This is a genomic window from Paenibacillus sp. FSL H7-0940 (assembly GCF_037979415.1).
In the GTDB taxonomy this organism is placed as follows: Bacteria; Bacillota; Bacilli; order Paenibacillales; family Paenibacillaceae; genus Paenibacillus; species Paenibacillus amylolyticus.
Genome location: NZ_CP150280.1, coordinates 6,163,284 through 6,176,010, shown reverse-complemented (window position 1 = coordinate 6,176,010; position 12,727 = coordinate 6,163,284). Strand labels below are relative to the sequence as shown.

The 12,727-nt window shown below is 47.7% G+C and carries 10 protein-coding genes; 4 read left to right on the top strand and 6 right to left on the bottom strand.

What is annotated here, in order from left to right:
- Nucleotide 1: 1 nt before the first annotated feature.
- From MHB71_RS27250 to MHB71_RS27235, 4 genes are all read right to left on the bottom strand, one after another.
- A complete protein-coding gene (locus tag MHB71_RS27250) occupies nucleotides 2–823 on the bottom strand; it encodes an ABC transporter permease (protein WP_036612869.1) in 822 nt (273 codons plus the stop codon).
- 279 nt (nucleotides 824–1,102) lie between these two features.
- Nucleotides 1,103–2,041: a nucleoside hydrolase gene (locus MHB71_RS27245; RefSeq protein WP_047840798.1), complete on the bottom strand. Its 939-nt coding sequence runs from the start codon at nucleotides 2,039–2,041 to the stop codon at nucleotides 1,103–1,105.
- A gap of 100 nt (nucleotides 2,042–2,141) precedes the next feature.
- Complete coding sequence (locus MHB71_RS27240) at nucleotides 2,142–3,212, bottom strand: ABC transporter substrate-binding protein (RefSeq protein ID WP_036613093.1); 1,071 nt, start codon at nucleotides 3,210–3,212, stop codon at nucleotides 2,142–2,144.
- A gap of 250 nt (nucleotides 3,213–3,462) precedes the next feature.
- Entirely contained in the window at nucleotides 3,463–3,807 is a 345-nt protein-coding gene (locus MHB71_RS27235) for a Na-translocating system protein MpsC family protein (RefSeq protein WP_017691786.1), read from the bottom strand.
- Between the two features lie 374 nt (nucleotides 3,808–4,181).
- Between MHB71_RS27235 and MHB71_RS27230 the strand changes: the two genes are divergently transcribed.
- The 3 genes from MHB71_RS27230 (at nucleotide 4,182) to MHB71_RS27220 (ending at nucleotide 8,155) form a co-directional block, all read left to right on the top strand.
- Nucleotides 4,182–5,096, top strand: coding sequence for a hypothetical protein (locus MHB71_RS27230; protein WP_340028168.1), 915 nt, complete (start codon nucleotides 4,182–4,184; stop codon nucleotides 5,094–5,096).
- 320 nt (nucleotides 5,097–5,416) lie between these two features.
- Complete coding sequence (locus MHB71_RS27225; RefSeq protein WP_340028167.1) at nucleotides 5,417–6,163, top strand: DUF3105 domain-containing protein; 747 nt, start codon at nucleotides 5,417–5,419, stop codon at nucleotides 6,161–6,163.
- A gap of 273 nt (nucleotides 6,164–6,436) precedes the next feature.
- Entirely contained in the window at nucleotides 6,437–8,155 is a 1,719-nt protein-coding gene (locus MHB71_RS27220; RefSeq protein ID WP_340028166.1) for a methyl-accepting chemotaxis protein, read from the top strand.
- A 236-nt stretch (nucleotides 8,156–8,391) separates the two neighbouring features.
- Here the strand turns inward: MHB71_RS27220 and MHB71_RS27215 are convergent, their stop codons facing one another.
- Together MHB71_RS27215 and MHB71_RS27210 are read right to left on the bottom strand one after the other, a co-directional pair.
- Nucleotides 8,392–9,345 (bottom strand): nucleoside hydrolase, encoded by a 954-nt coding sequence (locus MHB71_RS27215; RefSeq protein WP_127548851.1) that lies wholly within the window; start codon nucleotides 9,343–9,345, stop codon nucleotides 8,392–8,394.
- 269 nt (nucleotides 9,346–9,614) lie between these two features.
- Nucleotides 9,615–11,846, bottom strand: a complete 2,232-nt coding sequence (locus MHB71_RS27210; protein ID WP_340028165.1) for an MMPL family transporter — start codon at nucleotides 11,844–11,846, stop codon at nucleotides 9,615–9,617.
- Nucleotides 11,847–12,024: 178 nt separating this feature from the next.
- On the opposite strand from MHB71_RS27210, the gene MHB71_RS27205 reads away from it, so the two are divergent.
- A complete protein-coding gene (locus MHB71_RS27205) occupies nucleotides 12,025–12,651 on the top strand; it encodes a TetR/AcrR family transcriptional regulator (RefSeq protein WP_340028164.1) in 627 nt (208 codons plus the stop codon).
- Nucleotides 12,652–12,727 lie beyond the last annotated feature (76 nt).

Here is a 12,727-nt window from a genome sequence, read left to right as displayed (position 1 = left end):
TCTACCCCTTCGGATTTAAAGTTTTGGCCATTTTGTTCATGACACCAACCACGACAAATGTAATTACAATCATAATCGCGGCAACAACCGAGGCCAGATACCAGTCGTTGAGAGTCATGGCGTTTTGATACAGGAACGTAGCAATCACGCGTTGCTTTCCTCCAAGGAGGGCAGGTGTGGTATACGCCGTCAGGCTTCCGACAAAAACAAGCACAGCTCCGATCACAAGTCCTGGCACAGCCAGTGGGAACACAACCCGGCGGAATGCCGTAATACGCGAGGCGCCCAGACTTTGTGCTGCCTTGAGCAGGTCACCGTCAATGTTTTCCAGCACGCCCACCAGAGAGATAATCATCAGTGGCAGGAACAGATGCGTCAGACCAATCATCATCGCTGCTGGTGTATACAGAATATCCAGCGGCTTGTCCACGATACCCAGACCAACAAGGGTGTTATTGATCAACCCTTTGCGTCCAAGAATGATCATCCAGCTAAACGAGCGCACGACCGGGCTCGTCAGCAGTGGGAAGATCGCCAATGCCAGCAAAATGCCTTTGCGGCGCGGCGCTTTCTGCGAAATATAATAAGCTGTCGGGAATCCGAGCACCACACAGACGATGGTGGTGACCACGCTGACTTGCAGCGTCGTAAGCAATATTTTCAAAAAGTATGGGTCTCTGAAAAAATGCATGTATCCTTCAAACGTGAAGGAGTTTTCTTGGAAAAACGTCGACCCGATCGTCAGGACAATCGGAATGATCATAAATGCCGCCAAAAACACGAATCCCGGCAGCAATAGCCAGTAGATTACTGATTTCTTCATCGCGATACTCCTGACTTGTAAAATGGTTTTATTCACACGTTTCACTGGCGCACATTTCAAAAATAAACGTCCATGTTTATCGCACCAGCCGTTCCGGTTACGAATCGTTCTTACGATCGCTGTTATCCTTGGATTTTCTTGATCTCCTTCTTAGTAGAAGGAAAAATCCAAGGATAAAGGCGAACGCTTCGCTTCTTCAGAATCGATTTCGTCCCCTACACTACCAGCGAAATAGGTGGGTTAATTTTAGACTGAACTCCAATGCCGTGAAGTTCATAACTACGCGTTTAATGCGTTGATAAACAGTTCAAGGAATGCTTCCGCATCTACGGTTTCGCAGACGAGGGTGTTGGGCTGCTCACCCAAACGATTTTGGAAGTCGCATACCATCTGGCCATCGCACAGGCGGCTGGCGGTTTCGACATCGACGTAATACGATTTGCGTCCTACCAGTTCCGGGGCAAGGACTACGCCTACGGCTAGTGGATCATGTAAAGCGCAAGCGCGGACGCCGTTCATTTGTTCGTAACGGTTGATGTAAATCTCCGTGCTCTGAGCAACGTATGCGCGCAGTGCAGGATCAGTGAGACGCTCAATCGTTGCTTCATTCAGCAATGTTTGACGCGTCACATCCAGTCCGACTTGGGTAAGCTTATCAATACCTGCGTGCAGTACGATACGTGCGGCCTCTGGATCAGCGTAGGTGTTGTACTCGGCGGTTGGTGTAATGTTGCCATGTCCACGAACTACGCCACCCATGAAGATGACTTCCTTCAATAAAGAAGGCAATTCAGGACACTTCATCAGCGCGAGTGCCAGGTTCGTTAAGGGTGCGGTCATGATTAATGTCAGTTCGCCCGGATATTGCTTGGCTTGTTCCACGATAAAGTCTGGCGCAAAACCTTCCTCGGCTTTCTTAGACACGGCCGGATCAGGCAGCGCACCGCCCAATCCGTCCTGTCCATGTACCCGGTGTTCATAATGCGACTTGCGAGTGAGCGGCCCAGCTGCTCCGGCAATGACCGGAATTTCAGGTGCACCCGCGAGTTCAAGAATTTTGCATGTATTCTCTGTTGCCTGCTGGAGTGATACGTTCCCACAGACTGTGGTGATGCCGAGAATGTCCAACTTCCGACTTTTGACGGCCAGCAAAATCGCCAGTGCATCGTCAATCCCCGTGTCCACGTCCAGAATGATGCGATTTTGCGCTTCACTCATCCGTTCTCAACTCCTATACGGTAATTGGTTGCTTGCTGCAAATGATATAAGTTAAACATGTTGACCAAAGATAACTTTTAAGTCAGTCGGTTACTTGTTTTTATTGTGCAATCTCACGGTTCCAGCGATCTGTCCAGCCTTTAACCTGTTGATTCACGAATTCCATATCCAGTTTGTTCAGCTTCTCAACAACTTCAGCGCCGTATGTTACGCCTTCTGCTTCTTCAGCAGTCAGTTCAACCTTTGTATTAACCGGGGAATCGACTTTTGCTTTAGCAGATTTCGCTTGTACATCCTGGCTAAGCTGCCAGTTGATGAACTCTTCAGCGAGTTCTTTGTTTTTGCTGCCCTTGACAACATTGATTGTGTTCATCACGGCATATGCACCTTCACTAGGTGTAACAAACTTCGCATTAGGCACGGCTGCTTTCAGATCTTTGAAATACATTTCCATGATCGGTCCGCCTGCAATCTCTTCTTGGGAGAACATGTTCACGAATTCGGATGTTTGACTGTAGAATTTCACCACATTGCCGCTCAGTTTTTTCAGTTCAGCAAATGCCGCATCTTCATTAAACGTATCGTTACCGGCTACACGGGAAGCTGCATCCACAACCATTGGGCCTGCTGTTGCCGTAATATTCGGGATGGTCAGGTTACCTTCGAACGCCGGGTCCCACAGGTCACTCCATGAAGTCACTTCTTTGGATACGAGATCCGGGTTATAAGCGATACCGAGCTGTCCAACCGTGTAGGCTGGGCCATAATCTTCACCAAGTGGTGCTTTGGCAATATCATAAATGTCATTTACATTTGGAATTTTGGAGCGGTCGATTTTCTCAAACAGACCTTCATCGATACCTTGCTGTGCATAGTAATCAGACAGGTAGATAACATCGACATTGGATGTACCTTGACGAATTTTATTCAGACGTTCAGCGTTATTGCCGACTTCGAGCACGATGTCTACATTATGTTCTTTTTCGAATGGACCAAATACTTCTTCATTAAAGAAATCTTCGGAGAAGCCCCAAGTGGAGATAACCAATTTGTTCGCTGCGGTTCCCCCACTCCCTGATCCGCCTGTTGCATCATCCGTGCTGCTGCCACAACCTGCAAGTAATACTGATGTCATTGCCACTGCTGCCAAACCGCTAATCCACTTTTTCATCATGATCCTTATTCCCCCTGATATGTGTGATGTGTATGAAAAAACAAAAAGAAAAGTGCTCTTGTATAAACAAGAACACTTTTCTTCGTAAACAAAGGAAAGCGACACCCGCTGCCGGTACATCATCGGTTTCTGCTTCAGAATCAATCCAAAGACAGACGCCATCATATGAAATTGTACGGAACCTGATCATGAATCCGGGCCATAACCTCTGCATACATCAACAAGAATCAATCCTGCCGATCCATCCTTAGGCCTGTTCCAGAATCACATTTGTGATTGCCCACTGAGTGGACGCATCATAATCCCGCAATATAGCTTCAATTGGCAAACCCATGTGTTGCTCGAGCTTCTCCCGGAATTTCTTCTTATATAAGACAGACATGCGGAAGTCCACTTCCAGCTTTAAGCCGGGGGCCTCCCCTTCCAGGGCGTCAGAGCGCGGTGAACGTCGGTGCTTCGCGTAGAAGGTCACAATATTCTGGTCAATGGTCACTCTCAGGAGAGTGGTGCCAAATCCGAACAGTTCCTTCGAGATTTCGTTATAATACTGGCACATCTTCTTCTTGCTCTCATTGCTGTCCAGTAGTTCCATGAACTCACCCACATCTCTTACTACCGTACATTCGACGTGTTAACACGATTGATTATACATAAATATACGATCATAGGCAACCCAAAAGATATAGTTAACATGAGAATAACACATAAAAGCGAACGATGAGACATTAACAACTAAAAACAATTCGTCTTAAACCACAGTGAATTTACATTAATATGCCTGCATGTCATTCCTATACTATTGTTGCTTCTATACTCCGTTTTCATACACAGGATTCGAGGCTTTGTTTCAACTTTCCCTAAATGGGTACTAATTCCTGCGAAACATAGACAAACTTCGTCATTAACCGTTAAAATGAGACACAATGTTGACATGTTTTTATTTTCTAGAAATTGGAGGCTTATACCATGAAATGTCCAGTATGTAATCACGAAAATGGAGATGCCCATTTTTGCGAGAGGTGCGGCTCTAATCTAACGCAAACAACCTCATCACCAACTCCTGTACCGAACTCGAAATCTGCTGCTTCCGAACCCGAATATACCCGTTGGTCCAGCACGCAGGCTACCTCTTCCCAGGCATCCGTTCCATCCAACACACCATCCGTCTCCATTCACAAGGAACAGGCGAGAGAATCAACAGGTACCAATGACCATGCTTCTGCAGGAGACAATAGCTCCAATCAGTGGAATAATATTGTGCAGAATGAGAAGGTTCAGCAAGCCAAAGAAGTAAGCAAACAGTATCTATCCTATTTCCTCAGTGTATTGGCCCGTCCTTATCAGACGGTGAAAACCGTTGGTGACCAGCATTCCCTAAACGGATGGCTAACGATGGCGCTAATTGCAGTTCTATCTTCTACATACTTCTTAATTACCTTTAGTCGCATAGGCATGGACGGCTTGTTCATTGGTGGATTTTTAAGACCGCTGTTGTTCACCGTCATTATCCTGATTGCCTCTATTGCACTGATGTACGCTATTCTAAAGATTGAAAAAATAACCTTCCGTCCCAAAACACTGGTTGCCCAGTTTGGTACATTGCTTGTTCCTGCTGTCGTATCCCTTGTTCTGGCGAATCTGTTTATTATCATCTCGTATTCCATCGCGATTTCATTGCTTGCTGTCTCGTATATCATTATCTTTGTTGCGCTGAACTCGGTGCTGTTCCAATATCCACTGAATCGTACCAAAGCAGCCATCGACAGCATGTACAGCGTGCTGATCGCCAATGTGGTCGTGTTCTTTATTCTGTATCGATTGTTGGGTGAGATTATCATTGGGCTGATCCGCTTGATGCTTTCGCCTTTTGGACGTCTGTAAACTATATCAGTTGGAATAAAGCTGTTTACACTTGTTACTTCGATGACAGAACAACCTTCCGATCGCTGTTATCTCATTAGATTATATTAAGACGTTCCCTGCTCACACGGGGAAGGTCTTTTCTAGTTTTATAAGGCAGCATTGCGCCGAGCATGTATCATACACTATAATGTGTAGTGCAACAGGTATGTTCTTATTTACGTAACAAACACAAAACTAGCAACTCCCGTTACGTAATGAGTGGATTCACCATTGCCACCAACACTACATTGTGTAGTGTATTAATCACTCATTTTACAAAGAAAGCAGAGGAACTCTCTATGGACATGACTCATATGAATCATATGCAAATGGAGCACGAGGCAGGTACATCCTACCTGTGGCTCATCGTAGGTGTGATTGTATTGCTGTTCTCCATCGCCGCCTATATCTGGGCATCACGCACACAGGGAAAAATCCTGGGCCACATGAAAAAGAAAGAGCGGGCGAACATCCAGAAACAAAGTCGATCCCTTCGGCTGGCTGCACATGTAATGATGGCAGTGTCGATTATTACGTTTGGTCTGTTCTTCATGCAAGGGGCAGGTAAAACATATAATGTAGCCGATCTGAAGTCCAACGCGACAATCGACGTGACGGACGATAAATATTATGGGGCAGACCATACGGAGGACCCCATTCAGTATGAGATGACAATTCCAACATCGGGGCCGCATAATCCGCATGATATCAAGTTTGGATTTTACACCGACTTCCCGGGCTATAATTATCTGGTACACAATCTGGAGCACGGGGACATCATCATCTATTATCGTGAGAACGCCAACGAGGATTTGAAGGAACATCTGAAATACCTCGCCAAATTCCGCGAAGCTGGAGCAGGTATTCTGGCTGTACCCAACAAGGATATTCCCGAAGGCAGTGAAGTCGTGGTGACCGCATGGACCAAAACGATGAAACTCGACCAATTCGACGATGCCAAAGTAGGTACTTTTATCAATAAATATATTAATCAGGGACCTGAAAAGATTCCTGCCTCTGTTCGCCAGGGCGGCGGAACGATGTAATGACGTAATCACTCAGTCATGTGAAGCCCCTCTATGTAGTGACAATGAGGTGTGTTCCAATGATGAGCATGGTCAATATAGGATTGAAACGAAACCAGCTCCCGGGTCAAATTGACTCGGGAGCTAATTCTTTATGGACCGGATGCCGATATTTCAAGTAGAAAATTGTATATTTGATATACAATACATACGAACCAAAGAAGAACGACAAGCACCAAGTAAAGAGACAAAAAGACGATTGATTTAACAGATCAAGGGGGAACACTTTTACCAATGAACAGTTTGTTTATGAGGATTTTTTTATTTTTTTCCTGTCTGATGCTGGCCGCGGGTGCGGTTCTTGGCATTACCATGTACCGTTCATCGGCCCAACTGGTCGAGCAATCCATGGGGATGCAAGCACAGGCTGTGGGTGAACGGGCAGCTGCATTAATTGACACCTCTCTGTATGTACCACTCAGTACCGGACAGGACGAGACAGCGTATTACGGCATATTGCGTGAGCAGCTTAGTCAGCTGCGAGAGGCCAATGGACTCAAGTATCTGTACACCCTTGGTACACGCGAAGAAAATGGAACAAATACATATTTCTACGTTGTGGATGGGGCTGCTGCCGATGTGGCAGAGGATGACTTCTCCCCTTACGGTTCCGCAGAAGAGACCCATTATGAAGGAATGCTGCAAGCTTTTGAACAGAATGAGCCTATTCGGGGTGAACTCACACAGGATGAATATGGCGCTACCATTACAGCATATGTGCCGATCCATGGGACTGACGGGAAAGTACTAGGATTGGTCGGTGCGGATCTGGACTCTACTGCAGTCTATGAACTGATGTCCCGCAACCGTATGACCATGATCTGGACAGCCTTGGCTATTGTTCTGCTGAGTGTCTTGCTGGTGTATGGATTCGCCCATTACTTGACCCGACCATTGGTGAAGTTGAAGAAGTTAATTACCCAGGTAGGAAAAGGCGATCTGACCGTCAACGTTGAACTTAGTCGCAAGGACGAGGTGGGACAGCTCGCTTCCGAGTTCAAACATCTGGTTACAGGTACCCGTGATGTCATGACTGGCATCCGTCAAAGCTCCGATTCTCTGCTACAAGCTGCAGAAGGAGTATCCAAACATTCGCAGGCAACTGCCGAAGCTAGCCAGCGTATTGCCGAGCATACGAATCATACGGCCAATGGAGCTGCTGAACAGGTGGCTCGTGCGGGCGAAGTTACGGTAGCTATGGAAGAGATTACACGCAGCATGCAGCATATTGCGAATTCTTCCTCCATGGTTGCGGATGTCTCACAGGAAACGACCAATAACGCGGTGCAAGGTCAGGCCAACATCAACACGGCGATGGACAGTATGGACAAAATTCATCAGGCGAATGTGCAGATGGCGGCCTCCACCTCTCAACTGGAGCAGTACTCAGGTAAAATTGAGTCGGTGGCACATCTGATGAAAGGCATCGCTTCACAGACCAATCTGCTCGCACTTAATGCAAGTATTGAAGCGGCTCGTGCAGGAGAGTATGGCAGCGGGTTTGCAGTGGTTGCCTCAGAGGTTCGCAAGCTTGCGGGGGAATCAGAGCAATCGTCCCAGCATGTAACCGAACTGATCGCCGAGATGACACGCCAGACTGCCCTGTTGTCAGAACATATGTCTGCCAGCACATCAGCAGTCCAATCCGGTCTCGTTGTTGTTCAGGAGGCAGGCCGTTCATTCACATCCATTCATACCGGGATTGAGACGATGAATGAACGTCTGCACGAAGTATCCGCAGCATCTGAGCAGCTGTCTGCCAGTGCAGAAGAAGTGTCCGCTTCCGTGGAGGATATGGAACATATCTCACGCGAATCCTCTTCGAGCATCCAGAAGGTATCGCACGCTACCGGAAGCCAACTGCAATCCATGGATGAGATGAGTGCATCCGCCGAATCTCTGCGGGTATTGTCCAGTGAGTTGAACGGATTGATTGGTCGATTTAAAATATAGCGGGCAGCTTAGATTGCTATATAGATCGGCTATATAGATTGAACTAAAGAATATTCACACATGCCAATTCGATGACAGAACAACCTTCCGATCGCTGTTATCAATCTATATAGATCAGCCCAAAACAAAAAGCCGCACGGCAGGGACGGGAACATGGGGGTCAATCCCATTTCCGGACACTGCCTGCGGCTTTATTTTTGTACCTTTAATGTTGGCAAGCCCTGAGGCTGCCTGAATTAGTAGCGCTGCGGAGCAGCTTTTTTACCCAAATCCGTCATATACGTAAAGAACGCTTCTGGATCGGTATCATACACCAGTTGTACTGGACGTCCGTCTGCTTGCTCCACCGTGCGGCCCTGGCTAGGACCATCCGGGATGACAATACAGTTTACGGTTTTTTTCTTCACGATGTCCTCGCGTCCGACGGAAGCCGTTGTCAGCACATCCCACAGATAGTATGTGGAATTCGTCTCACTGTACACCAGTGGCGGACAACCTGCGTAACAGTTACCCAAGAAGTCAACGCCTTCGAAGCGACGCTCTGCTGCCCAGCGGTTACGAACGGCTGGAGTCAGAGGTACTTTGTTCGTGCTTTCCAGTGCAACCAGATCGATCTGGATACCACTCTGCCATACACGGTAAGCCGCTTCCGGGTCCCAGAATACGTTCCACTCTGCTGTGCCATCATGCTCAGGTTCTTCTACGTTACCACGCTCAAATGTACCGCCCATCCATACCAGCTTGTCGATTTTCTCTTCAATGTCTGGTGCTTCGTCCAGTGCACGCGCAAGGTCAGTCAGTGGGCCTGTGAACAGGAGCAACGTTTTGCCTTCGGTATTGCGCACTTTCTCGATCAGATGCTGGTGTGCCGGAATGGCAGAGAGTGGTGCTTCCATTTTGCCGGATTCGTTCAGTACAGGAAGTGCATCTACATAGAAGGAATGCAGTCTCCACGCCGCAGGAAATGGATTTTTCCCTCTGGAGTTGGATTTGGATACCTCTACGGAATATGTACCGAAACGATCGATAATTTTACGGCTGGCATCTGTTGCTGGCTCCAGATATCCGTCTGCCGGAATAACCGATACGCCGGTTACATGTACATTGTCCATTTGCAGAAGCATGAACAGCGATACGAGGTCATCCACGCCGCCGTCATGGTTAAAATACACATTAAGTTGGTTCGTCATGCTTGCTTTCATCCTTCCCCTGGTTGTCCCATTGATGTTGATCATCCGTCTGCCCAAGGCCGACGCTCTCTCTATTATGTCCCATAACCCTTGGTTACGTAAACCTTCCCCATGCAAAGAAAACAAGGATCACGCCTCATCCTGCGGATATTTTACAGTTCCACCATTCCATCTCAGGAGGACAACTGGTAGAGGTCATCATCGTTCGGAAAACAAAGAAATGGACAGCAGGCTTGAAGCCCCGCCGTCCATCTCACCCATTCCATGCATTACATGGACTGGTTCTGTTTCTCTTCATTCTTCTCTGCAATCGGCACATACTTTCCTGGCCAGAAGGCCCATTTACCCAGCAATGCGGTGATCGCCGGTACCATGAACGGACGAACCAGGAAGGTATCCAACATCACACCAACGGCTGTGATAATACCAAACTGCACCAACACCTGAATTGGTAATGTAGCAAGAACCGCAAACGTTCCTGCCAAGATTAGACCTGCAGATGTAATAACAGAGCTTGTCTCGCCAACACCTTCTCTGATCGCTTGACGAAGTGGCATCGTTTTGCGTTTCTGCCAGATGCTAGAGATCATGAAGATGTTGTAGTCTTCACCCAGTGCCACGAGGAATACGAAGGAATACAGCGGAATCGCTCCCTGAATGGCATCTGCGCCAAGTCCGTAGTGAATGATGATCCAACCCAGACCCAGTGCAGAGAAATACGACAGAACAACCGTTGCAATCAGGTATGCTGTGGCTACGATTGAACGCAAGTACAACAGTAGTAACAATGTAATCATGCCGATGACCACCGGAATAATGATCTTGGCATCCCGTTCTCCGGTTACTTCAATGTCATACTGTTCAGCCGTCTGACCATCGATCCAGACCTGACTGTCCACATTAGCTACACCAGCGTCTTGAAGCGCCTGTTCCGCAGTAGCTCGCAGATCTGGAATATGCTGCATTGCCTCCATGGAATATGGATTCAGATTAAATTCCACATCAAAGGCGGTAATGTTGGCATTCTCGGCACCCTGCTGAGCATCGCCTACTTTGCTAATGTAATCCAGCGATTCGAGACGTTGCTTCAGATCAGTTTCTTTGCCTTCGGCATCAACGATCACTTTGACTGGAGCCAGCTCACCTTGGGAGAATTGTTCACCGATGACGGTGAAACCTTCGCGGGAAGGCACATCCTCCGGGAAGGAAGACAACAGATCATACGTGAATTTAACCTGAGTAGAGAATGCCGCCAGTCCTCCCAGCAATACCAACGTAATTGCAAGAACGGTCCATGGCTTTGTTACTACAACACGGCCAATCCAGCTTTCCTTCACTTTGCGCGGGGCAGGAGCCGGTTTGCCTTTTTTCTTCGCACGCTCCACTTCCATCTCATGTGTACGTGGTACGAACGGATAGAATGAACCCCGACCGAAGATCGCCAGAAGCGCCGGAACCAGTGTCAGACTTGCAATAAACATGATAAAGATGGACAGACTGAATGGTACGGCAAAGCGATGATATGCACCGTATTCAGCCAGCAACAGTACCAGTAGTGCTGCAACGACCGTGAATCCACTCATGGCAATGGCGCCAGATGATCCGGTAATTGCCTGGAAAATGGCTTTCTTTTTGTCCGGCTCATGATAGAGAATCTGGCGGTATCTGGAGATCATGAACAGGCAGTAATCCGTTCCTGCTCCAAATAACAACACGGTCATGATCGAAATGGACTGTGCATCCACCGTAATCCAGCCCTGATCCGCCATGAATCCGAGAATGGGGCTTGTCACCATATACGCGAATCCAACGGCAATGATCGGGATAATCGCCAATACCGGCGAGCGGTAGATCAACAGCAACAGTACTAATACCAGTACAACCGTAGCGATCAGCAAGGATACATCGGCGGAGGAGAATAGCCCGCTCGCATCAATGGATATCCCTACTGGCCCTGTCACACGGGCAATCAGTGTATTGGTATCATCTATGGCTACATCGAACGGATTTGCCCCGAAGATGTCTTGTGTTTTTTGCTCAAGTGCTTCAATAGCTTCCTTCAATTGTTCTGAATCGGCACCTTCATTGAAGAAAAGTGGCATAACCAAAGTACTTCCATCTTCCGAAAGCTGGCCTTTCAATGCCTGTGGTGGCAATTGATAGAGTGGCACAACGGACTGTTGTTGTTCTACCGGATCTTGATCCAGTCGCTCCGTTAATGCCTGAATGTTCTGAATCTGCTCATCCGTCAGACCGCCGGCTTGACGCCATACGATCAGTGCGGGCAATCCCTCACCACCAGGGAATTCCTTCTCAGCAAGTGCAGCTGCCTGAACCGATGGTTTAGATTCACTCAGATCCTGTGCGTTATTGGTTTCACGATCACCTACAGCAGGCCATACCATGCCAAGCACAACGGCGATAATGATCCATACCAACAGCGTAATCCATTTGCTTCGTTTGCCGGCAACCCAGCGGCCGTAACCCGAACCTTCCTGCATTGTCTCTTCATCTCCCTATTCTGTTTCTATGAAGCCCTAATATATATGATGGTGTAGTAATGAACCACGGGTCATAGTATAATCGAGTTAATTATATATACCGGAAGGTTAATTTTGCAATGCCTAATTTTGTGAACACTTCTAACAAGCAATTAAATACGTAAAGAGGTATGTACTTATGAGCAAAAAAACAAACATTCCCCGTTCACCGGGTAGACCCAAAACTGGTGTGGATCAAGCGTCTGTTCAAACCAACATATTGATGACCGCGTCACGTCTGTTTATGGAGTACGGGTATGAACCCGTCTCTCTCCAGCAGATCGCTTCGTTATGTAATGTGACCAAAGCATCAATCTATTATCATTTCACCAGCAAAGCCGACCTGTTCACCGTTGCCATCACCCGCATGATGGCGATGGGCATGCAGCAGACTTCGCTCCGTCTGGATGAACCTGGTACGTTGCAAGAACGACTGGTTAAGGTTGCCGAAGCCAAGATGCAGCATTCCCATATTGAAACGGAGACCATGATGCGAGAAGCCGAGAAACATCTGGACACGGAGCAGCTCGCTCAGATTCGGGAAGCGGAGGTTCGCATATTCGAAGTACTAGCTACCCATTTTCAGAAGGAGATGGATAATGGTTATTTGCGGGTCGGGAACCCTATGCTGCTTGCCCATGCATTTACGTCACTGCTGATGCTCGCGAACCGCGAAGATGTACGCAATATGAATGGCGGCAGCATCGAGGAACTCGCGCAGGAACTGGTGGCGCTATTTCTGGATGGAGCGGTTAAGCGGAACTAAAATATATAGCTGTATCTCAAAAGCAGTTATGTCAAAAAAACCATCGGGCGATGCAATGAACACACCTACCGATGGT